Origin of the sequence: Solibacillus daqui, assembly GCF_028747805.1 — a bacterium.
Lineage (GTDB): Bacteria > Bacillota > Bacilli > Bacillales_A > Planococcaceae > Solibacillus > Solibacillus daqui.
In genome coordinates this window covers 1,902,951-1,926,186 of the sequence record NZ_CP114887.1, presented here as the reverse complement: position 1 = coordinate 1,926,186, position 23,236 = coordinate 1,902,951, and the positions used below count along the sequence as shown (strand labels likewise).

General features: G+C 37.2%; 26 protein-coding genes, 1 tRNA gene and 1 pseudogene. 4 read left to right on the top strand and 24 right to left on the bottom strand.

Annotated features, from left to right (window positions below):
* Positions 1–54: 54 nt before the first annotated feature.
* Positions 55–437, bottom strand: a pseudogene (locus tag O7776_RS09310) (DUF1801 domain-containing protein).
* A gap of 350 nt (positions 438–787) precedes the next feature.
* On the opposite strand from O7776_RS09310, the gene O7776_RS09305 reads away from it, so the two are divergent.
* Positions 788–1,462 (top strand): glucosaminidase domain-containing protein, encoded by a 675-nt coding sequence (locus O7776_RS09305; RefSeq protein WP_274310311.1) that lies wholly within the window; start codon positions 788–790, stop codon positions 1,460–1,462.
* Positions 1,463–1,870: 408 nt separating this feature from the next.
* Positions 1,871–3,301: a carbon starvation CstA family protein gene (locus O7776_RS09300; RefSeq protein WP_274310310.1), complete on the top strand. Its 1,431-nt coding sequence runs from the start codon at positions 1,871–1,873 to the stop codon at positions 3,299–3,301.
* Positions 3,302–3,574: 273 nt separating this feature from the next.
* Here the strand turns inward: O7776_RS09300 and O7776_RS09295 are convergent, their stop codons facing one another.
* The 16 genes from O7776_RS09295 to O7776_RS09220 form a co-directional block, all read right to left on the bottom strand.
* Positions 3,575–4,420 (bottom strand): PhnE/PtxC family ABC transporter permease, encoded by an 846-nt coding sequence (locus tag O7776_RS09295; RefSeq protein ID WP_274310309.1) that lies wholly within the window; start codon positions 4,418–4,420, stop codon positions 3,575–3,577.
* Positions 4,420–5,208: an ABC transporter permease subunit gene (locus O7776_RS09290; protein WP_274310308.1), complete on the bottom strand. Its 789-nt coding sequence runs from the start codon at positions 5,206–5,208 to the stop codon at positions 4,420–4,422. Before O7776_RS09290 ends, O7776_RS09295 begins: the two co-directional genes overlap by 1 nt.
* 24 nt (positions 5,209–5,232) lie before the next feature.
* Entirely contained in the window at positions 5,233–6,087 is an 855-nt protein-coding gene (phnC, locus tag O7776_RS09285) for a phosphonate ABC transporter ATP-binding protein (RefSeq protein WP_274310307.1), read from the bottom strand.
* 110 nt (positions 6,088–6,197) lie between these two features.
* Positions 6,198–7,229, bottom strand: a complete 1,032-nt coding sequence (locus O7776_RS09280) for a PhnD/SsuA/transferrin family substrate-binding protein (protein ID WP_274310306.1) — start codon at positions 7,227–7,229, stop codon at positions 6,198–6,200.
* 106 nt (positions 7,230–7,335) lie between these two features.
* Positions 7,336–8,157 carry a PHP domain-containing protein gene (locus O7776_RS09275; protein WP_274310305.1) on the bottom strand — a complete coding sequence of 274 codons (822 nt, stop codon included), beginning with the start codon at positions 8,155–8,157 and terminating at the stop codon, positions 7,336–7,338.
* Positions 8,154–8,852, bottom strand: coding sequence for a phosphonate C-P lyase system protein PhnL (locus tag O7776_RS09270; protein WP_274310304.1), 699 nt, complete (start codon positions 8,850–8,852; stop codon positions 8,154–8,156). Before O7776_RS09270 ends, O7776_RS09275 begins: the two co-directional genes overlap by 4 nt.
* 13 nt (positions 8,853–8,865) lie before the next feature.
* Complete coding sequence (gene phnM, locus O7776_RS09265; RefSeq protein WP_274310303.1) at positions 8,866–10,038, bottom strand: phosphonate metabolism protein PhnM; 1,173 nt, start codon at positions 10,036–10,038, stop codon at positions 8,866–8,868.
* Positions 10,039–10,050: 12 nt separating this feature from the next.
* Positions 10,051–10,887, bottom strand: coding sequence for an ATP-binding cassette domain-containing protein (locus tag O7776_RS09260; protein WP_274310302.1), 837 nt, complete (start codon positions 10,885–10,887; stop codon positions 10,051–10,053).
* Positions 10,887–11,732: an alpha-D-ribose 1-methylphosphonate 5-phosphate C-P-lyase PhnJ gene (locus tag O7776_RS09255; protein ID WP_420802162.1), complete on the bottom strand. Its 846-nt coding sequence runs from the start codon at positions 11,730–11,732 to the stop codon at positions 10,887–10,889. Before O7776_RS09255 ends, O7776_RS09260 begins: the two co-directional genes overlap by 1 nt.
* Positions 11,729–12,811 carry a carbon-phosphorus lyase complex subunit PhnI gene (locus O7776_RS09250; RefSeq protein ID WP_274310300.1) on the bottom strand — a complete coding sequence of 361 codons (1,083 nt, stop codon included), beginning with the start codon at positions 12,809–12,811 and terminating at the stop codon, positions 11,729–11,731. The genes O7776_RS09255 and O7776_RS09250 overlap by 4 nt, the downstream gene beginning before the upstream one ends.
* Positions 12,811–13,389, bottom strand: a complete 579-nt coding sequence (phnH, locus tag O7776_RS09245) for a phosphonate C-P lyase system protein PhnH (protein WP_274310299.1) — start codon at positions 13,387–13,389, stop codon at positions 12,811–12,813. The genes O7776_RS09250 and phnH overlap by 1 nt, the downstream gene beginning before the upstream one ends.
* An 11-nt stretch (positions 13,390–13,400) precedes the next feature.
* Entirely contained in the window at positions 13,401–13,826 is a 426-nt protein-coding gene (gene phnG / locus O7776_RS09240) for a phosphonate C-P lyase system protein PhnG (protein WP_274310298.1), read from the bottom strand.
* 266 nt (positions 13,827–14,092) lie between these two features.
* Entirely contained in the window at positions 14,093–14,806 is a 714-nt protein-coding gene (locus O7776_RS09235) for a GntR family transcriptional regulator (RefSeq protein WP_274310297.1), read from the bottom strand.
* Positions 14,807–15,024: 218 nt separating this feature from the next.
* Positions 15,025–15,723 carry an SRPBCC domain-containing protein gene (locus O7776_RS09230; protein WP_274310296.1) on the bottom strand — a complete coding sequence of 233 codons (699 nt, stop codon included), beginning with the start codon at positions 15,721–15,723 and terminating at the stop codon, positions 15,025–15,027.
* Entirely contained in the window at positions 15,710–16,036 is a 327-nt protein-coding gene (locus O7776_RS09225; RefSeq protein ID WP_274310295.1) for a metalloregulator ArsR/SmtB family transcription factor, read from the bottom strand. Before O7776_RS09225 ends, O7776_RS09230 begins: the two co-directional genes overlap by 14 nt.
* A gap of 297 nt (positions 16,037–16,333) precedes the next feature.
* The gene (locus tag O7776_RS09220; protein ID WP_274310471.1) at positions 16,334–17,596 is read right to left on the bottom strand and encodes a M48 family metallopeptidase; all 1,263 of its coding nucleotides are present in this window, start codon (positions 17,594–17,596) and stop codon (positions 16,334–16,336) included.
* 193 nt (positions 17,597–17,789) lie between these two features.
* On the opposite strand from O7776_RS09220, the gene O7776_RS09215 reads away from it, so the two are divergent.
* Both O7776_RS09215 and O7776_RS09210 read left to right on the top strand, forming a co-directional pair.
* A complete protein-coding gene (locus O7776_RS09215; protein WP_274310294.1) occupies positions 17,790–18,008 on the top strand; it encodes a hypothetical protein in 219 nt (72 codons plus the stop codon).
* A gap of 133 nt (positions 18,009–18,141) precedes the next feature.
* A tRNA-Val gene (locus O7776_RS09210) sits at positions 18,142–18,214 on the top strand.
* 124 nt (positions 18,215–18,338) lie between these two features.
* On the opposite strand, the gene O7776_RS09205 is transcribed toward O7776_RS09210, so the two are convergent.
* The 7 genes from O7776_RS09205 to O7776_RS09175 form a co-directional block, all read right to left on the bottom strand.
* Positions 18,339–18,626, bottom strand: coding sequence for a tyrosine-type recombinase/integrase (locus O7776_RS09205; protein ID WP_274310470.1), 288 nt, complete (start codon positions 18,624–18,626; stop codon positions 18,339–18,341).
* Entirely contained in the window at positions 18,623–19,636 is a 1,014-nt protein-coding gene (locus O7776_RS09200; RefSeq protein WP_274310293.1) for a DUF4303 domain-containing protein, read from the bottom strand. The genes O7776_RS09205 and O7776_RS09200 overlap by 4 nt, the downstream gene beginning before the upstream one ends.
* A 61-nt stretch (positions 19,637–19,697) precedes the next feature.
* A complete protein-coding gene (locus O7776_RS09195; RefSeq protein WP_274310292.1) occupies positions 19,698–20,753 on the bottom strand; it encodes an ankyrin repeat domain-containing protein in 1,056 nt (351 codons plus the stop codon).
* A 551-nt stretch (positions 20,754–21,304) separates the two neighbouring features.
* Positions 21,305–21,502 carry a DUF5412 family protein gene (locus O7776_RS09190; RefSeq protein WP_420802172.1) on the bottom strand — a complete coding sequence of 66 codons (198 nt, stop codon included), beginning with the start codon at positions 21,500–21,502 and terminating at the stop codon, positions 21,305–21,307.
* A 269-nt stretch (positions 21,503–21,771) separates the two neighbouring features.
* Positions 21,772–22,212: an NUDIX hydrolase gene (locus tag O7776_RS09185; RefSeq protein ID WP_274310291.1), complete on the bottom strand. Its 441-nt coding sequence runs from the start codon at positions 22,210–22,212 to the stop codon at positions 21,772–21,774.
* 252 nt (positions 22,213–22,464) lie between these two features.
* Entirely contained in the window at positions 22,465–22,851 is a 387-nt protein-coding gene (locus tag O7776_RS09180) for a DUF2178 domain-containing protein (RefSeq protein ID WP_274310290.1), read from the bottom strand.
* Between the two features lies 1 nt (position 22,852).
* Positions 22,853–23,056: a helix-turn-helix transcriptional regulator gene (locus O7776_RS09175; protein ID WP_274310289.1), complete on the bottom strand. Its 204-nt coding sequence runs from the start codon at positions 23,054–23,056 to the stop codon at positions 22,853–22,855.
* Positions 23,057–23,236: the final 180 nt, after the last annotated feature.

Genomic DNA, 23,236 nt, shown 5'->3' with positions numbered 1-23,236 from the left:
GTTAGTTAGTTGTTGTCACATAGATACATCAAGTTCGTTTGAATACCCGTTTCGCTATTTTTCAGGATACTGGCTTTGTAAAAACAAAATCGATTGATGGATTAACTCTTTTAAAATATCTGTATCAATATCGTCAACTTTATTAATGTAGACACATGCTTTGCCAGTCGTATGCTTAGTGCAAAATACAGACTGATTTTTGCTTTACGTGGTGAAAAACCAACAAGGGGTGCATCCCCTTCATGACCTGTTTTATAAACGTAATGGTACGCGCCGAATCCAATAATGCTTGGCCCCCACATTTTCGCTTCAAAGCCTGTCGCTTCCGTAAATAATTGGAGCAATCTATACGCATCTTCACGTTTTTTTTGACTCTCAACTTTTTCTATAAATTCAATTACATTTTCATCCGTTTCCTTCGTTTTTAGCTCGTACATATATCCACTCCTCACGTAGTATGATCTAACTTTTTTACTAACAATTTACCTTTTGAAATAACTATATTACAGCAATCAACGTATCAAAACAAATGCTTCCAATGATCATTTTTTCGGATGAAAAGGTCTAGGTTAAAAATCCATTCTTTGAAACTATTTCACACTCAATTTCGTTATAATAATGATAAACTTTAATTAATAACGATAATATTTTATGACAATAGAAAGGAGGAAGATGTTGTAAGCTTTCAACATCTGTAAATCGCATGGCATTCATTCGAAAAGTTCTGCTAGCTACCCTATTTCTTGGTGCCATCCTTGGGCTCTTAGTTTTCGGACTCGACCGTTTTTTGTTTAAGCCAATGAACACGGCTACTCCTCAACAGATCGAGGAAACCCCTACTGTTGAAGCATTTATAGGCGAAATTGCTGAAACTGCTCGCAAGCTTGGTGCTGACAATGATTTATATGCATCTGTTATGATTGCACAAGCCATTCTTGAGAGTAAAAGTGGACAAAGTGGACTCGCTGCATCCCCAAACTATAATTTATTTGGAATCAAGGGAAAATATCAAAACAATTCGGTCGCCCTTGAAACGTTAGAAGATGATGGTGAAGGCAATATGACAACGATTCAAGCTGAATTCCGCAAGTATACTTCCTATGAAGAGTCTTTAAAAGATTATGTGAACTTACTTCGAAACGGAGTCTCGTGGAATAAACAATTTTATACGAGCGTATTCAAAAGCAACACAACTTCTTATAAAGATGCGACCCACTTCTTAACAGGCACCTACGCCACAGATTCCAAATACAATGAAAAACTCAACGCGCTCATTGCACAATATGACTTAGCGCAGTACGATAATCCGATACAAAGCAAAAAAACGATACAAGTAGAAGCTGGCGATTCACTAACTCTAATTGCAGAAGCTCATCATGTTAAGGTCACTTCCATTAAGCAATGGAACCAACTAAATTCCAATAATCTTGAAGCAGGACAATCATTAAATATTTATTATTAGAAAAAGGATTTGAGTAAAAGTACTCAAATCCTTGTTTTTTTTATTTATTATCGGTGCCCGGTACTCACACAATTCAAAATTTGAAAACCTTTCTTTATGCTCTAACTTTCCCCGAAATAACTCCCCTTTTCTGAATGGAGAGAGACGTTGAAGCTAGAGCTTTATCTGTGTTAAAAACACAAAATCCGTCAATTTACTTCCACATTAATACATCCCATTAAATATATTTCGAAATCCATTATATTTTTATATAACAGTTTTCACTACTTAACGTGTGTTTATCTATGTTTTATTTTAATATTCGCAATTTTAATATATCTTTCCCCTTTAATTTTCAAAAAACTCTGTTTACAAATCTAGTCATACATTTATATAATTTGAATTATCAGAAAAATTGGAGGGGGATTTATGTTTACACTTCTTGGTTCGATTGCTCTATTAATTGTAGGGTATATCGTTTATGGAAAATTTATTGAAAAGGTTTTTATTGTAAATGATACAACGCCAACACCAGCTTATACAAAAGCTGATAATTTAGATTATATGCCCATGCCTGCATGGAAGGGCTGGATAATTCAACTATTAAATATCGCAGGGCTTGGCCCAATTTACGGTGCAATTGCAGGTGCACTCTATGGTCCAGTTGCAATGATTTGGATTGTATTTGGTTGTATTTTTGCCGGAGCCGTTCATGACTATTTTGCAGGGATGTTATCTCTACGTCATGGAGGAGCACAATTCCCAGCACTTGTTCAACGCTATTTAGGAAAAGTTATGCGCGTATTCACTGATATCGTTTCAGTTGTACTAATGGTTTTAGTAGCAGCTGCCTTTACAGCAGGACCTGCCGCTGTTCTATCTTCAAAATTAGGTATTACATTTATGACAGCACTTATTGCTATTTTCATTTACTTCTTATTAGCAGCGATTTTACCGATCAATCAAATTATCGGTCGTATTTATCCAGTATTTGGTGCGGTATTAATCATTATGGCTGGTGCGGTATTAGTAGCACTAGTAACTTCGGATATTGCTATTCCTGAAGTATCTTTAACAAATATGCATCCGAATGATTTACCTGTATGGCCATTATTAATGGTAACTATTTCTTGTGGTGCAATCTCTGGTTTCCACTCTACCCAAAGCCCGATTATTTCAAGAACAATCAAGAAAGAATCTGAAGGACGCAAAGTTTTCTTTGGTGCCATGATTGGTGAAGGTGTTATTGCGTTAATCTGGTGTGCAGCTGGTATGAGTTTCTATGGCGGTACAGAAGGATTATTACCAAAACTTGCTGAAATTGGTGCAGGTGGCGTAGTAGACGAAATTTCAATTGCATTACTTGGTACATTCGGTAGTATTTTAGCGATTTTAGGAATTGTTATTTTACCAATTACAACAGGTGATACTTCATTACGTTCAGCACGCATGATTGTGTTAGACTTTTTAGGATCTCGTTTACCAAAAAATAATGCAACACCGATTTTAGCAACAGTTGCAGTAGCAGCACCAGCATTCTTCTTATCAACAATTGATTATCAATTCTTATGGCGTTATGTAGGGATGACGAATCAAATGGTTGCGACAGTTATGCTTTGGGTTGCAGCATCATATTTATTAAAAACAGGCAAGTTCCACTGGATTGCCGGTTTACCAGCTTTATTCATGACTTCTGTGGTATTTGTATACTTAATGGTAGCACCAGAAGGATTTGCTCTAGCTTATGATACTGGTGTCATCATTGGTTTAAGCTTTACAGTCTTAGTTGCTTTCAATTATATTTATCAAATCTTTAAGCGAAAAGCCTTTACAAATCCAGTATTTTTATCAGAGAAATAAGAATCAACAAACAATTGATCCAACTCTTTAAAAATGACTGGATTGTCCTAAAAATAAAATCTCGCATTTTTCTGATTCAGAAAAATGCGAGATTTTTGATGTGGAGAGAGTTGGTAAAAGTCAATGCCCGCGCTAGTATTCTAAAACCCTTTTCATTCAATCAACTGATAATATTTCGGCAAACCCATGTTAGATATGGGTTTACTCGTTTCATACCAATAAATTGTGTCTATGCCTGGCGAATAGAGTTTCACTATTCAATGATGCATTTCATCAATTTTGTGCCATGAGCTTCTTTTTAATACGTATAGAAATGAGCTCCAAAATAATCGCTACTATTAATGCACAGTACGTAATCATACCAACTTCATGCAAGTCATAGTAGAAGCTTGAAGACATAAATAGATCGAAACCAATACCACCTGCTGCAGCTGCTGCTCCCATTGCTACTGCTACGCCATAATTTGATTCGAAGCGTAAAAACGTCCATGATACGATGTACGAAGAAGATTGTGGTACTACTGCACCAAAAATAATATGCCACCAATTGGCACCCGATGCACGTAACGCTTCGATTGTTCCTTCATCTAATTCCTCAAATGATTCTGCAAAAGCTTTTGTTAAATAGGCAACTGTATGAAAAATCATCCCGATAACACAAGCAACGGCACCTAATCCTGCAACAATTGCAAAGATTAATACCCAAAGAACTGTCGGCACTGCACGAACAAATGAATTGGCCGCGATAATTACATTAGAAAGCCATGCGGGTGCTAAGTTTTTCGCACTAAAAATGGCTAAGAAAAATGCAATGATTGCCCCTAAAACAGTCGCTAATAGCGCAAGTGCTAATGTTATAGAGATTTGAATGAGTGTACCTGTAAATGTTATTTGGTTAAACGCGGGCTGCAGGAACATCATTTTTAAATTATTTAGTGTTAATGATACTGCTGTTCCCCAATCGACTGTGCCATAATTTAATAAAAATGGTCCCATTAGTGTGAAGGCCCCTAATGACCAAAGTACAATACGCATGACCAGGCTTGATTTTGTCATTAATTTTATTTGAATGCGGTTATTTTTTTGTTTTACGCCTTGCATGAGTGAAATTACTTGCATTATGAAATCGCTCTCCTTACGTAATTCGATGAAAATTCGATCGCCATTACGATAATTACGATGGCAATTGTAATAAGCCCAAGCATGCCGTAGTCCATTCGCTTATAGTACATATCAAATAAAAAGCCGATACCAGTACCTGTTAAAATACCGACTAATGTAGCGCTACGAATATTCGTCTCAATCATATAAAATACCCAGCTTAACATTTGGGGTAGCGTATCTGGAATAACGCCTCGAAACACCATTTGGAAGTAGCTCGCACCCGTTGATGTTAACGCCTCTACCCCATCCGAACTCGTCTCATCAATCGTCTCAATAAACATACGCACTAAAATACCAAACGTTGAGAAAAATAATGCAAAATAGCCTGTAATCACATTATGACCAAATGATATAACAAGCACTAAAGCCCATGCTACGACTGGGATATTTCGAAATACCGATGCAATAAAACGTACAATAAAGCCAAATGTATGGCTCACTTGTGTCGTTTTAGCACCCATTAAAGCAAATAGCAAGGCAAATATCGCAGCCGTTGTCGTTACGAGCATCGATAAAATGATTGTCTCCCATAAACTTTCAAGTACACGCGGTAAATTTTCTAATGATTCGGCTGAAGGAATGAGATTTGCAACCATCCAAGCAAACGTCCCCGGAATCGATTCAATACCTTCTACAAGATTAAATTTTGTCAGCACCGACGAGCCATATAATAGCCCAATAATCACTACGAAAATGCCTGTCATACGCCATTTTTTCACTCGTAAAATATTTATATCCGTCATGCTATGCCTCCACTTTGCATCATTTTATTCAAAAATTAATTCATCCACTTCTGAGCCGTAAATATCTTTAATGTTATGCTGCGTTAAATTCTTTGGTTTACCGTCGAACACTTTTTCACCTTTGCTTAACCCGATAATCCGGTCTGAATAACGCATTGCCACATCGACTTGGTGCAAGTTTACTAACACTGTAATACCCATCGATTGTGATATTTCTTTTAAATGATCCATGATTACCTTTGAAGCGTTCGGATCGAGTGAAGCGATTGGTTCGTCACATAGTAACAGCGTTGGCTCCTGTACAAGTGCCCGGGCAATGCCGACGCGTTGCTTTTGTCCACCACTTAGCTGGTCACATCGCTTATAAATATGCTCTTTCATTCCTAACTTATCTAAAATTTGTAGGGCGAGTAGTTTTTCCTCTTCACTGTATATACCTAAAACGCCTTTTAATGTTGATTTATAACCGAAGCGACCATGTAATACATTTTCAAAAACAGTTAAACGTGAAACTAAATTGTAATGTTGGAATATCATACCGATTTTTGTACGCTCTTTACGTAGGTCACGTTTATTAAGCTTAGTAAGCGATGTATTATTAAAAATAATGGTACCGCTTGACGGCTCAATCATACGATTTATACAGCGTAGTAGTGTCGATTTACCAGCACCAGATTTTCCGATAATCGATACAAACTCTCCTTCTTGAAGCTCTAGATTAATACCGTCAAGCACAGTCGATTGGCGATCATAGCTTTTCACAAGATTAGTTAACTTTAAAACTGTGGTTGGTAAATCCTCATAGCCTTCCACTTGTGGATAACTAAACGTTTGCTTTTGTTGAATACGTTGTTTTTCTTTCACCGCAGAAGTAACCATTTTGTTCGATCTCCTTTTGTATTGGCTTAAAATTAAAGGTGTAACCTATACATTTTTTGAATAAAGGGCGGCTTTATCATCATGACAAAGTCCGCCCGCCTATTTCATACTTATTTAGATAGTTCACGTATTGGGTTGAACCAAGCATCCTCTACTTCTAAAAAACGCTCATCCGCTGATTTAGAGAATAAACCGGCTTCACCTGAATCTTCTGGTACGAAAATCTCTGTGTTATTTGCTGTTTCATCTGAAATGAAAGCTTCTTTAAGCTTCGTAATTTCCTCTTCTGTTAACACAGATTTGTTTACTACGAATGGGGAATTTAATACTGCCGTTACTTGGATCAATGTGAATTCTTCACCTGTTAAAGTATTAAATGGTGCGGCTGCATCGTCCTTTACACGATAAACTGCGCCTGGCTTATTTGCTTCACCTTCAACTAGCTCAACATATGAGCTTACACAAGTGTCACAAAATGCCGATACATCTGAACGTTCCATTAACATATTTACCGCTGAGCCTTGGTGAGAGTCACCGAATAATACTGTCGGGAACACATCGTTACCTTCCATCAGTTTTTCTTCTGTTAAGTTTTTATCGCTAAAGTGAGAAATAATAGAACTTGTTGGTACTTTAAATCCTGAAGTAGAAGATGTTGATACGAATGAGATCGATTTCCCTTCAATTGCATCCATTGAAAATTCGCCATCTACTTTATAATCTTCAGCTTTGTCTTTCGGTACAGCTAACCAGCTATAATAAACAGCATCGTCTAACGTACCTGATTCACCAGATGGTACGACTAATGCCTGTACATCTTTGCTTTTGTTATTTGCCTCGATGTAACCTTGTGGACCCATAAATGCGATATGTGCATTACCATTGGCGATTGATTCGATCGCAATCGCATAGTCAGTCGTTAATTTATGCTCTACATCACGACCAGTAGCCTCTTTAACTAATGCTGAAAATGCATCTCGAGAAGCCGACAATTCTGAGCCAGATTCATTTGGATACCATACAAGTGTTACTGGACCAGTTGATGCATCTGTGGATGCTGCATCGTTGCTCGAAGAATTACATGCCGATAAAATAAGTACACATAGCATTGCCATTAAAGCTGATAACCACTTTTTGTTCATTATTAATCTCCCTTTTTATGTTCGATATTATAGGCACTTACCTATAGTGCCATTAAAACATCATTTTTTTCATAAGAAAATATTGTTTGTGTTATCTTTAAAATACTTAACGTTTGCTTAACAATTCAGCAGTTTGTAAAGGCTGACAAATATATTGACCAAGCTTTACAGAGTTACCGTATTGACCATGATAATCGGAGCCGCCTGTTTTAATTAAGCGATATTTCTCAGCAAGCTTGTTAGCCAAGTCGATATGCTCCATTGAGTGATCTGGATGAATGACTTCGATACCATCTAAGCCATAAGCAATAAGCTCTTCAGCAATTTCAAATGATTGAAGCTGTCCTGGATGTGCTAGCACTGCAATTCCGCCGTCCGCATGAATAGCGTGCATCGCATCAAAGGCATCAACATATCGTATGTCACCTGATGCGACACCATTTTTTTTAAATAAAGAACGGTATATCGTTTGATAACTTTTTGAATTATACGGTGCATCAGTTAATGCATGCATAATGTGCTGCTTATATAGCGTGCCACACGTCTCGGCATAGTGAAGCGCTCGTTCAAGATCAAGCTGGAAACCGACTTCCTTGATACGTTCAAGCTGCCAAATTGAATGGGCATGACGACGCGCAAGTAATGGACGACAAAGCTCTTCAATATTTGCACAATCTCCTGTAAACCCGTAGCCAAGTAGATGTACCTTACGATTTCGCTTATAATCGAACGCAGAAATCTCTACACCTGCAACAAAATCGATTCCATATTGCACAGCCAAACTGCGGCCCTCTTCATGGTGCTTTATCGTATCATGGTCTACGACACCAAGCTGTGTAATGCCTGCTTTTTGAGCTTCTATAAATAGCTCTTCAAGTGTTGAAGAACCGTCCGAATAGCGGCTGTGCGTATGCAAATCTGTCGTCATATAGCGGTCCTCTCTTCTGTAAGCTTTGTCATCGTAAATACTTGGTCACAAAGTCCTTCCATAAATTCTAAGTCATGGAAAATTCCAATTAATGTCGTACCTCTTGCTTTTAATTTTTCGATTGATTCACGCACTTTAATTTTTGATGCATGATCTAAGCTTGCTGTTGGCTCATCTAAAAGTAATAGACGCGGCTCTTTTACGACTGCACATGCAATGTTCAAACGGAGCTTTTCGCCTCCAGAAAAATTGTTTGGATAGCTATTCCAAAGCTTTTCATCAATATCAAAATGACGTAGCGCTGACTGTGCCTTCTCTAGTGCCTCTTCCTCTTTTGCTCCAACACCATACAGTGACTGCATTACAAGCTCTATAGCTGTCGTACGTGGCATTACATTTAAAAACTGTGAGACGTAGCCAATTTCATGTTTACGTAAATAGATTATGTCACGTAAAGATGCTGTTAATAAATCGATTTTGCCAAACGCTGCTGAATCAAACCAAATACTTCCCGCTTGAGGTTCGTATGTGCGGTAAATACTTTTTAAAATAGTTGACTTACCGCTACCGCTTTTACCGACGATGCCTAAAAAACCACCCTCTTGCACGTGTAAAGTTAAGTTTTCTAATGCTGGAAACGTTTGATTTAAATGATGAATCGTAAAAGACTTTTGTAGATTTTCGATTGTAATCAATGATAACGCCTCCTTAGCGATAGTTCGTTTTCATAATCGTTTTGCCGTCTACAATTGTCGTCGTTACAACAGGGTAACCATCTTCCATTTGCTCAATTATTAGTAAATCTGCTTTTTTACCCACTTCAATCGAGCCAATTTCATGTGCCATATTGACCGCACGTGCTGGATTGATCGTCACAAGTTGGAAGAGACTATGCAAATCTTCTTCGTATTTATTCGCTAGCTCGAAAATACCGTGTAACATAGCGGGCGGATAGTAATCACTGCAAATAATATCAATGACATGTGCTTGAATTGCTTCTGCTGCACTTAAATTCCCCGAATGTGAGCCACCAAGTAAAATATTTGGTGCTCCAGCAATTGTTTGCATGCCAATACGTTTCGCCTCTTTTGCTACATCTAACGTAATCGGAAATTCACTAATCGTTGTCCCGTAAGACTGTACAAGTGCAAGCTTTGCTATATCGTCGTCATCATGCGAAGCAACGGCAATATTACGCTCAATTGCTAAACAGCTAATACGCTCAATTTCATCCAGCGACATTTTTTCCTTTTCTGTCTGCTCTTTAATTAGCGTAGTTGCCTCGCCATCTGTAATATCACGGTAACCGCGCATAATATTTTTATACAATTCTAAATTACGATATTGTCCTTGCCCTGGTGTATGATCCATGAACGACAAGAGATGTACCTTACCATCTAAAATATTTCGCTCAAGGTTTGATATTTGATCTAAAGAATCAATTTCAAAGCGTGCATGAAGACGATGACGTATTAAATGGGGCTCGTCATGTGTCGCATGAATAGCATCAACACAGCGTTGTACGTTTTCTGGATTACGAATAAGCTTATGCGAATATTTATCGTCACCATAATAAGATAACGAGTGAAAAATCGTTGTAATCCCGTGCGTCATTAAAATACGCTCGCTCTCACGTAAACCAAGATTGACATTCATCATTGACGTCGGTCGTGGGCTAACAATTGTCTCAATATAATCGGAATGAATATCGACAAAGCCTGGTGAAATATAGCCACCTTGTGCATCAACAACCTCATAATTTGCTAGATTTACTAAAGACTCTGGCAAAATTCCTTCAATAGTCGTACCGTTTACTAATACAACGTGTCCTTGCAAAAATTGTTGTTCTGTTACGATGACACCATTTTTAATTGCTAACATGGAACTACCTCCTTAAAGTAATGAGTACACAAGCTGCTGCGTAAATTTATGTTGCGGGTCTTCTAATACTTGATCAGTTAAGCCGTGCTCAATAATTTGACCGTTTAGCATAACAATTGTGCGGTCTGCTAACATACGAATAACAGCTAAATCATGCGATACGACAATCATCGAAATTTGTAGCTCGCGTTGTATTTGCTTAATTAAATCCAACACATCTGCCTGTACAGACAAATCAAGCCCCGTCGTTACTTCGTCAAGTAATAAAACAGGTGGATTATTGGATAACGCTTTGGCAATTTGTACACGCTGCTGCATACCGCCAGAGAAATTTTTCGGCGCTTCCTTACTGCGATGCAACGGAATATTGACACGCTCTAAAAGCTCATAGCTACGGTTTTCCATTTGGCGCACATGACGATTGCCCGCCGCGATTTGCTTTTCAGCAATATTACTTAACGAAGAAAAATTCATCTTTAAACCAAGCATTGGATTTTGATAAACCATCCCTAAAATATCATTGCGAATGGCACGCTTCATTTGGTTTGATTCTGTGAAAATATTCGTTTCACCATTTTCATAATCAACTAAATACCCTTCACCAGACGTGATTGTTTCATCGAAGTATAAGCTTTTCATCAGTGTTGATTTTCCACTACCACTTTCACCGACGATACCTAAAATTTCACCACGATATAAATCAAATGATACATCGCGACACGCATATATCGTTTTACATACTGGACAGTAGTTTTTTTCAAGCTGTGCCTGCGTGTCAACACAATGCTCACAGCCTTCACCGTATTGCTTTGAAAAATTTCGCACTGTTAATACTGGTTGCTCTAGCATTATTTTGTCGCCGCCTTTTGCTGTAAAATTTCATCCATATAGCTTGTATCATTTGTCATATAGTACTTTTCACCTGTCACTTCATCTGTCAGCTCATCAAGGAATACATTTGTTAAGCCCGTTTCGCGACATACCTTTCCTTCAAACTGCTCTACGACAAATGGATAGTCGTCGAATGCTAATGAAACAACATGCGTATGTGGTGGCACTGCATAAATTTTCTTTTCACGGCCCGCACCGAATAAAATAAGTGCGTCACTGTTATTAATTTTTGGATTGTCAAAGCGCGGGATTGGACTTGGATTCATTACATAACGGCCGTTTACCATTACTGGATAATCCGCCCCTTGCGATGTTTGGTTGTAGCGCATAATTTGCTCAAATAGCATTAGATATGCACCACTATATTCCTTCTCCGCATGATAACGTTTCGTTTTATATTCACTATGCTCAATGTGTCGAAGTGGTTCTGGCTCTGGCACTTGTAGTACTAAAATTTGATCTGCACGTAACGGTACTTCAGGAATACGATGTCGCGATTGGATCAATGTTGCGTCTTGTGTACGAATTGTCGTGTCCACACCTGTTGTATTTTGTACCAACTTTTTAATATTCACCGCATTGACGGAATCATCTGAGCCTTGGTCGATTACTTTCAGCACATCCTCTTTACCGATTAATGCTAGTGTTACTTGTAGCCCACCTGTTCCCCAACCGCGTGCAATTGGTAGCTCTCGTGAAGCGAATGGCACCTGATAGCCTGGGATCGAAATTCCCTTCAACACTGCACGTCGAATTTCACGCTTCGATTGCTCATCTAATAATGCAAATGGGACACTCATCATTGCTCCTCCTTTTTAATGCTACGAATTTGCTCAAGCTTCGATTGGAACGTTACATAATGCGGCATCTTCAAGTGTGAAATGAAGCCGGTAGATTCGATAATATCAACATGACGTAGTACAAATTCCTCGTCATGAATTGGCGTATCTCCTCCTACTTCTAATGCATGGTCAACAATTGACATTGCAATTGCTTTCGTCTCATTTTGCCCGAAGCATGCACCGTAGCCAACATCAAACTCTAGCTCTTGCTTCCCATTCTTTTCAACATTTACTGGGATAAAAGATTCTACTTCAGTAAGCTTAATTGAGCCGATATAATAAGGATCTTCTTCGTCATCAATCGCTAGATGAATAGGTTGCCAGCCGACACGTACTTCCCCTACGTTTGGGTGTGATGCGCCGTAACCACGCAAGCCTGCATAGCCTAAAGATGTCACAGTTCCTGTAAGACCCCGTGTCAAGGTTTGCAGCCTCTGCGAACGATTTGTCGGAAATTCAAACGCCTCTTTTGTAACATCGCTCGGTTCAGCATTACTTTCTGGAAACTCGCGCAGCAAGCCTTCCTGCCGTAAAAAATCCATCACTTTTGGCAAACGCTCTAATGGTAAATTACTCGTCTCTGGTAACTCTGCCTGCTCGAAGCCCGCTTTCTTCAAAAACACATCTGCCTGCGTTTCACCCTCTAAGGTAAAATCTAATAAACGATGGAAATAATCATGCGATGCCCCTAAAATTTGTCCACCTGGAATATCTTTAAAGCTAGCTGAAATACGACGTAGCACGAACATATCGCGCGGATCCGTTACCGTTGAATAATGAATACGTGGTAATGTTGAGCGATGTGCACGTAATAAAAATACCGCCTCTTCAAAATTACCCTCACTTTGCTTCATTGCTAAAGCCGCCAAACGTTCGCTAAATATGCTACTTTCAGACATAATCTGATCTAAAAAGCCGCGCATTGTTGCAATTAGTGTTTCGACTTGAACATTTTCTCCATGCTTCACACGTTCATAAAATAAATGTTCAAGTGACGATTCAATTGCTTCTTTTCCGCCACGGACTGCTACATATGCCATCAGTTTGCCACCTCCGTCATAACTGTTGTTCGCGGTATCGCATAGACTTCTTGTTGCTTGTCGATCATGATTAAATCGATACCAAGCGGAAACTCTTTATTACGCTTTGCCCGAATTTCCATAAGTTGATGAGAAATCCCCATTGCTATTTCATATTTTGTTTTAATACCTGGCCCTTGTAGCGAAAAATTATTTCTAGATGCATTTGGTGCGACTTCATATAAGATCGTTGCTGATTTTTGTGGGTCAATTAAGTCTCCTGTTTTTGCATTATGGAACACGGACTCAACTTGCTGTGCTGTTGCATCATGTGGAATTACGATAAAATCCGCCTCAGCCAAATTTGTTATTTTGGCCCCTGTTAGCATGCGCACATCCTTTTGAAGCTGTTCATTAGTTGAAGCAATATAAAAGCTCACTTCACCATCTAAAAGCGTCATCATGACAGACATCGTTTCATCATACAATCCGTTGACATTTACCTTTGCTAGCATTGGCATTGGCGCCGTCGTACCTGGACGCGCAAAGCAATCGACTAACTTTCGAAAGATGTCTTGTGTAAAGTGTGTTAAATCCATTATTTTGCCTCCTACTCTGTAATCATCGTGTCGAATTGAACTTTCGTACGTTCAATCGAGCGTTTTATATGTTGCTGTTGCTCTAATAACCGTTGCTGCAATGTATCAAATGTAGTAGCCCATAATTGTGTCTCCGGTAATTCGCCTGTGTAAGCTGCGTCAATAATAGCTAATGCCGTCGACAACTCTGGTTCATTTTCTCGAACAATACCAATGCCATATGCGTTACCAATTTTCACTTTAGTTTCTGTAACAAGTGTCTCTCCAATGTAAAATAATGTATTTTGTGCAGATTCACGTTGTTTGATCATAACAAGCCCTTGTTTCGGAGCTTGTAGTTCAATGACCTCATATTGTTCTACTATTTGTTGTGCTAAATACTGTGCCTCTTGACGTCCTACTTCGATGAGTAGCTTTGTTCGTTGTGCTCGTTTCACATAACCAGCTCCTTTCAACACCCATAGTAACTTGTTGCCAAGTCATACAGTGTCAAGGTTTCATGAATGTTGTGTAAATTTCCATTTACAAAATTGGCGCCAACTTGCTCGACGTTATCGAAAAGTGCTTATTTCTCAAAAATAAAATCCCATCTTTTTGACAGTAGTCAAAGTGATGGGATTTTGTGCACTAGAAAAATGATTTCCGTTTTCTAATCTATATTTAATTTACGGGCATATTGGATACTTCTTTATTATTTTGCTTGCTACTTATCTAACAGTTGGAAGGAAAAACGGTCTGTGCGATAAAGAATTTCAGTATACTCAAGTAAAATTTGCTGATCATTCGCCCAATTGTCTGACTCAACACGTACTAGAGGAACTAGCATTTCGCAGCCGAGCATAACGCGATCTAGCTCTGTCGGAAAAGCTACTTCTAACTGTGAAAATGAGCTATGAAAATCCGTAAATCCATGTTTCTTATAAAATGCATACATCGACGAAATGCGGTTGCTAGCCTGCTTAATTTCAGAAAAGTTTTCTACAACGACATAGGAACGATGAATCGCTGCCGGTTCGTCCTCGATAAAACGAAGACGTTCAATTAAATATAATGTATTGGATGCATCGACATATGGCTTACTATAAATTGAGTGCTCAGGTGGCACCTGTTCGACTTTTGTCACAATCGACTTATAATGTGCTGTTTGATTCATCATCTTTTCTGTGAAACTTACATCCCCTGTCATGACAACATCCAACTGCTTACGCTGATGCTTCATAAAACGACCAATTCCTTGTCGCGAATAAATATAACCCATCTTTTCAAGCAAGTTATAGACGTTTCGTACTTTTATACGTGGTACATTAAATTGCTCTACCAGCATATATTCGCTTGGCATTTTTTTATCTTCCTTAAATTGCTCTGTAACAATACCTTCTAACAAGTAGTCCTTAATTTTCAGCTCCTGTGCATCCAACTTGTTCACCTCTATTAATATAGTATTTATCCTATAATAACGCATTGAACTAAACGAATTATTAAGGTTGTGATAAGAAATGTAAATATTAACTAACAATAATACAAGAAAATCAATTCACCCTAGAAATCACTAGCGTTGCATTAAATTAAATGGAAGCTTGAAAAAATTTTCATCAATCGAGAAAAAGCGTTGAATTTTGGCGAATCTGATGATTATTAATAAGGTACAGGATAAGCATCTACAAGACAGTTTACGTGTACCTTTTCACTATTACTTTCTATTGTTAATAGTACATTGGAATTGATATCTTTTTCATTTAATATTCTTTCAAAGGATTCATAGCCTTCTATTTCTTCACCATCCATCTCCAGTATAATATCTTCAGGTTCAATTCCAGCTGCTGCAGCTACCGAACCTTCTTTTACATGTAAAACCTTTATGCCCCTATTCCCATCATTTGTTGTGTGTGATATACCAATCCATGTTCTCCAAATCTTTGCACGATTATCAATACCAGTTTCATAGACGCTCTTTAAATTTTCTAAAAATTGACTTGTACCAAACAACATATTTTCCTTTGTAGATTGATTCATTTCACTAATAAATGAAGCCTGATATTCAATACTCACCAGAATACCATTTTCAACTTTTTCTAAAGATGTAATGGTCGTAAAATCTCCATCCTGGCTACGAATTACAAAGCGGTTCATTGGATCTATTTCTGTAAATACCCCTTCAGAAGTTGCCCCCCATCCATGATTCATATAACAGCTTCCACCAATGCAAAAATCGATATCAGCATTTTTTGTATACCAATTATTTAAATGCTCGGGCTTCGTCAAAGCATCCCAAACTTGCTTCAAAGGTGCATGAACAACAATTTGTCTCTTAATAGAATTTTCAATCTTCTTCATCGCTAAACTCTCCTTTTTCAACATAATTTTTTAAACTTAAGAGCCTATCATCAAGCAGTTCTCCAATAAATTGAAGCATCTCTTGGGAGGCAATTTGAAGCATGTTAAGATTTATTGAATAGATACGATACTTTCCATTCAAGCTCTCTGAAATAATTTTTTCCTCCAATAAAATATTCAGATGCTTCTTAATTGCTGGTTGAGAGATATCAAATGCCTCAACTATCTCCTTTTGTGTTTTGTTTCCTTGTTTAAGCATAAGTAATATATGACGTCGCGTTGAATCACCTAAAGCTCGATAAAAATTTGGCATGATCATTCCCTCACCTTACACATATAACCATTTAGTTATATAAAATATAAATTGTTGCAAAAACAATGTCAAGACTTTTCTGAAAATACAAATAAAAACACGGAATCCAACCATAGCTCACATGCAGCTTGTAATTCTGCTGCTCTGTCATATGGCGTAAAACACCAAATCCGGCGTTAGGACTGTGTGCATCCAAAGCGGTGTTTGGTTCTGTCGGTTTCTCAGAAAAAGGGAAAACGCATCAAATCCCTAATAAGAAAAGATTTAATGCGCTTTTCGATTGGTTCAAACTTAGTTTTATTCTTCTACAGCTTGATCGGCTACTTTATTGATTCTTTCTAACATTGGCGGATGGGAGTAGCGAAACCATTTGACAAGTGCTGATGGGTTTACTTCACCAAGTCCAACTTTGGTCAACTGTTGAAACGTCGAGACCGCTACCTCGGGATTTTCAATTAGTTCCATTGCATATTCATCGGCTCGGACCTCTTGATAGCGTGAAACTGCATTTGACAGTGGGCTTGAGAAGAATAATAGAAAAGATGAAATCAATAAAAACAATGGCAATGAATTAATATTGCTCATATGTTTAATTTTTAATATCGAACCATAACGACTGATCATCCAAGGCATGATTTTTGCAATTAACCATAGTCCAATGAGCGTCATCAACAAATATACAGTGATGTTTAAATAAATATCTTTTATCACGTAGTGGCCCATCTCATGTGCCATTATAAAGAGTATTTCATCTTCCGTTAATCGGTTTAATGTCGTATCCCACAGCACAATCCTAGAATTTTCACCTATCCCTGTCACATACGCATTTAAAGCATTCGTCTTCTCCGACATATTCACTTCATACACATGCTCTGAAGGAATATCTGCTTGCTCTGCGAGTGAAAGAATCTTCGTCTCTAATGCTTTATCTTTTAGTGGAGAAAAATCATTGTATATTGGGTCGATCACAACTGGTTGGATGAACATAAGGAAAATTGAAAACGGAACAGTTAATGCCCATGCAAATAACCACCATCTCTTCGGACTTTTTTTGATGAGCCAATAGAGGACCGTGACAATAATAACGGACATCCCAAAATCCAGCCAAAAATCAATCAAATTATCCCTCATCCATGAGGAAAAAAGCTGCGTACTTATTCCATAGCTTTTGCTCAACGTATACTTGTAGTAGTCTAGTGGAAATTGGAGGATGAACAATAGAAAGGATAGCAAAAATACATACATTGCATTTCTCCAAATGGCCCATTTTTGTTGTTCGAGGCTCCATCTTTCGAACAAACGTGAAATACCCGTAATCAAAATAACAAAGTAAAGCAACCATTCAAACGGCGTTACTATAAAAAACAGAAAATTTCTTTTTCTTGATAAATCCTCACTTAACACCAATTCCTGCGCTGTTAGAAAAGTATTTGGATCCGCTACGGTGCCTTTTAGAGTGGTTGGTATCCCACTATTTTGGCTATGAAAAAAATAAAAATACATCGCCACAACGTACAGACCATATGTTAGTACAGCAATTAAACCCCATTTTTTCATAATTTCTTCTCCACCTCAATTCATTCGATTACCCTATCATATTATCAAAAGGTGGAAACTATTTTTCAACTGGACACAAATACGCAGAGGTGCAATTGATTCTCCTTTTCTGATGGTTCTATACGCCTCGGAATCATCATAAATTGAAAAAAAATTCACTCAATCTTTTATTTGAGTTTACAAGGAGCGTATCAAAATGTTTGCGATTCATTATTTTGAAAAAAACACATCTGTACTAAGTCAATGTTTAGAACGTATACCAGAAGTCGATGAAAGTATCAAAATTAAAGGACGTAAAGGGAAAGTTGTAAATGTCACCCAAATTGAAGATAACAAATATTACGTCCATGTAGTCTTAGAAAAAATAATAAATAAGGAACAATTACTAAAAGACGATAAAAAGAAAAAACGTTAGTAAGTAGGAGGAAAGCGCGAACATTCCTTTTGAAAATAACATAAAAAGTAAAATTTAGTAGTTTTCTATGTACCTCTTCCATCTTACATGCTATGATGATATATAAGAACAAGTTATTTTTGTATCTTATCACGGTCTTGTAGCTCAGTTGGGAGAGCACCACCTCGACAAGGTGGGGGTCGCAAGTTCGAGACTTGTCGAGACCATCATTTAAAGTGCCTGAAAACGTTGTTATATCAACATTTTCAGGTTTTTTCTTTTTGGATGATTTCCTACCATACACCTTTATTTTTGGATTTGTCCGCAATTTGTCCGCAAGATTTTTTCCAATTATTTAGTGTTACTTTGGATAGCTTGGTGAAAAATATCTGCAATGTCGTTATCTGCATTCGGTAATAAATGCGCATAAAACTCGAACGTTATTTTTGGGTTAGCATGACCTAATCGTTTCGAAATTTTAACGATATCTACACCTTCTGAAATAAGAATCGATGCATGCGTGTGCCGAATATCATGAAAACGAATGTTAGATACTTTCGTACTTTTAATAAGTCGCTTCATGACACGAACAACATTTCGTGGATCTTGTAGAGTCCCAGTATTAAAGAGGCAGCTTATTTTTTCAGATCATCTAATACTAACATTAGAATTTCCCTGCTCTCGTTCTTAAGTTCACCGTTCAGATGATCTTGAATATATGGGATGACTTGATGCCCAAGCTTCACAAGTTGTTCATAGGCGTCATAATCAGTTCGCCAAAAGCTTCTCATGCTGCCTTTACCAAATTCTCCTCTCTCTATAACTGTCACCCAATGTTTTACTTGCTGAGCAATAGGGAGTTGCTGTGTGGTTTCGACAGCCGCCTGAAATTCCAGGTCTTTATCCTTTAAGTCTGGCATCGCTTTATACAATTGGTCTTCGGGCACACATTTCCTTATGAGCTGACTTAAGGTTAAATAATCCCCTCCAACACCATCCGCTGCTGAAACGTAGGCAATGAAGTCCTCAGTTTGGTTTAACTTTTTTAGGTCGTTTTGTAATCTATGAATAACATCAATAGCAATCAAAAAGAGTTCCGAATCTATAATTGTTTTCTCGAAAATATAGTTCTTCTCATTCCTTAAATAATCAGGAGTTTCCTGGATAACACAACCGATCGTTTCAAGATAGCTTTCCAGTTGATCAGGCATCTCGTCAAACATAAAGGCATAATCACCTTCACTAAATTTACAAGAATGATATACTTGCTCTTTTGTTTCATTATAAATTTTCTTACCCGTTTTCAAGTAATTTTCTTGATAACTTGTGTAGCAATCATCCGCAACTTCCTCTAAAGTAGCTTGATCGTTTATGTACACTAAATAACTACTGTGATAACTATCAGTATAAATAGAGAAAGTATACACATCCTCGTTGCTCTCTTCTTTTATATAGTTGCTTATAGCAGATTTACAAAAGTCGTAAAGTGCATTCTCTAGATCCTTTCTGCTAATAAATAGCCCATCCTCGGGACCAAATGTTAAGATTTCCTGAATCGTTTGATCGGTTGTGCATTGTAGGTAAGTCCCCTTGCCCTCCACTTCTCTTCGCCCACTAATCAGTCTTCCAATTTGAACATCATAACTCATCGTGAAATGCATCCCCTTTAAATGTATTTATCGTTTTCCGACAGAATCATTTCTCCTTTTATTAGCGCGTATATTCGGGCTGTTTTAAAACAATTGGAGTCGGATTGTTAAGTACCCATTGCACTGCCAACTCACATAGTCTCGCCGTTTCTTCATCACCATCGCCTTTGTGAAGTTCTTTCGCTAAAGTGACGGCTTCTTGAAGTGCATCGGGATGTAATGGCATACCTAAGCTAAAATAATCGTTCAAACTTTTGAGCATTTTACGAAAATCATTATCCCAGTTGATGCCGCCGTTATCTAAAATTTCGTATGAAACTTTACCAGTAATACGGATAACCTCACCTTGTACTGTTTTCGCATGTCCTTGTGAAGGAATTAGTAAACTCCAAAGTTCATTATGTTGTGCCTGCCAGCCCTTTGTAGATACTGTTATTGGAGACGTACCATCATGCGTTTTTCGCTTCTCCACTGGAGGTACATCAAATAGCTCATAAAGACGGAAAAGTGCCTCATCCGTTTGATTCAAAAATTCTTTATTAAAACCTTCTCTGTGAAATTCAAAGTCTTTTCCGATTCGCTTAATAGAGTCTTTCATTTCCGGCGTTACAGTTATACCTGCGTTCAGCAAAATCTCAGAAACTTCCACCATATCAACAATATTTATATTTCTACATACTGCCAAAGCTTTATCTAAAGGCGTCTGATTCATCTTATCTACCGCGCTAATATTTGCACCTTTAGAAACTAACGTGCGAATTGCATTTGGTTTAAAAAAAGTAGCCGCAGCAAATAAAGGTGTCTCGTTTTGATAATCCAAGGCTTCTATATCTGCACCCAACTCAAGAAGCAATTCAGTATTACCACACCAACTTATTGCCTGATTATGTAGAGCCGATCTTTTGTAATTGTCTCTCGCATTTATATCTGCACCCTGTTCTACGAGCCAACGAACCAATTCAGCCGGTACTTTGAAAAAGCTCAAGGCTGTTGTTTTACTGTAACCGCCACGGGCATCTAACTCGCACTTCATAAATACCTCTTGTAAAGCTAATAGATCGCCTGCTTCAATTAGTTCATCAAAATTTTTCGGTAAAGTTTTTCTCTTCTTCCCCATATGTGTTTTCACTCCTCACATTTGATCTTAAAATTTACTTTATTACTATATTTTACTATACGTTTGCTTTTTGTAGTATTTACCGCTCTATGAATATGTTGTTATTCAAAGGGATGGTTTTGAAGCTGTACTATCAAGGGTACTTTCGTTAAAAGCCTCTTGTTGCAGTAAAATATTGTCTCATAAAAAAAGGAAAAGACCCTCGTAGTCAATCCATTCCATCATTGCTTAATTTAATCTTACAAAAACTAATAATGCACTTTCCAGCCTACTACTTGATTGATCCTTCCAGCACTATGTTGGAGATATGAGTATTAATCCTCCATCATTTTCCTCATCCCAAATGGCATCCGTATCATCAAGATCCACATGCCAATCCACATAAAAATACTTCTTCTAATATCCGTCAAACAGGACAACCAATAAAACAGCGCATGCAGTGTATCTTCAAAATCATCTGAAAAAGGTAGCTTTGTTGAAACGGCAAAGATCCCTGTTGGTTCATCCTGAACATAGTCATAAACTCAATGATCCTCAAGTAAAGCCCTCCGTTAGATGAAGAACGATTTTTTATTATCGTCTAAAATCAAAAGTTTCATTAGGTACACTTGATTCATGACCATTAGAACCGTATTTTCATCAATCCATTTAATATTTGCTTTTTCTTCGTGATAGTTCCAATAAATATTCTTTGGTTTTTTGTTCTCTTTATTAAAATTTAATTCTCCACGAACTGCATAATCTGTTATTTAGAGGGGGGAGAGATGAATTTAGGTTTAAGGAAGGATGAAGTGAAAATTGTTCCATATGATGAAAAGTGGAAATGTAAATGTGCATTTCACAGCGCAAAAAAATCCCAAACCCTCATTTGGTAAACTTTCATAAAAGAATGTTATTCAATAATATGGCCCGATTGTTGAACACAAGTTAAACAACACTCTTCAACTACCTGTCCCTTTAGTTCAATAAGAAAAAAGAGCTGCGTAAGCAACTCAACGATCTTTCACTAAAGCCCCCGTTACTTTAAGTGCAAAGCTTTACAATTTTCAATGAAAGCAAGTGTCTTTTCAAATAATTTTGGCTGAATCTCTAAATAAGTAAGGTTATTAGGGAGATTATCGAATAGTCTCACTACATCAATTTCTGATATTGGTAATTGGCCAATTTCCTTTAACTTCGCAAAGTATAACCTTCCAAAAACCTTACTAACAGAATCATCCATTGAATAGTCGCAAATTGGAACTAAATCAACTATTTTACACCCTGTCTCTTCAAATAACTCTCTTTTAGCTGTTTCAATAATTTGTTCCCCAGATTCTCTGTGTCCACCAGGAATTTCCCAAGACTTTCGTTCTTTATGTCTTACATATAGCCACTTATCCTTATAAATAGAACTTATAACTGCAAATATTAAATCCTTTTCATTTACTGATCCTATATCATAAAATTGAATATTCATTTTTTGCACCTCAAATTTTATGGTTACTATTACTTTAAATAAGTTCTTTACACTATGGAATTATCCTTTAAATTTAGCAGCATTTTCTTCCCTTCTTCAAATAACCTGCCCCGTTAGTTGAAGTAGAAAAAGGCTCTACTCCTTATTGAAGTAAAGCCCTACTTTAAGTACATTTTTCACAAACAGCTATAAAAGAGTAAAAAATTAAACTTCCTACCCGTTTATTTAATATGATGATAAAATTCGTTATTATTATTTGTACTTTTTTGAATAAATAAATTCAGTAATCGGAACTGTAATAAATGTAAGACCTACCACAATAACAAGGGGATAATTATCGATGTTATTAAAATTACCAGTTCCTTCGGAAATAAATAGTATTAAACCAGAAAGAATCATTAGTACATAATAACCTATCTTGGCACTTTGAGTTTCGATATGTCTATCTAATTCATCCTTCTCGCCACCACCTTCATGATGCCCCCATTTAAGCCAATTGAAAAAATAACTTAAAGCAAGGAAACTAAAGAATATACTACCAGCATCAATAGTTTCAAATCTTATCCATTTATATAGAGAAAATCCTGCAATTGATAAGAAAACAACAAAGGTTATAAATGCGATAATTTTTTTATTCATACTATTTTTCTCCCTTCTCTGATATAAATAATTCCTCCATAGTGACCTTTAAAGTCCTCGCAATATCGAATGCTAACTGTAAACTCGGGTCATATTTATTGTTTTCAATAGCATTAATCGTTTGCCTACTCACATTACATTTTTCTGCTAATCTCCCTTGTGAAAGACCACTTTTTTCTCTGTATTCCTTAATTCTATTTTCCATTCACGAAGCCACCTTTAGATTCTGCAAGGTGTAAAACATCTTTTACACCCTTATTATAAAAAAAGATATATAAGATGTCAAAGATGTTTTACATCTATATATCCTTTTTCTTCTTATTTTTATTGAACTAGCCCGCCCCGTTAGTTCAATAAGAAAAAAGAGCTGCATATGCAACTCAAT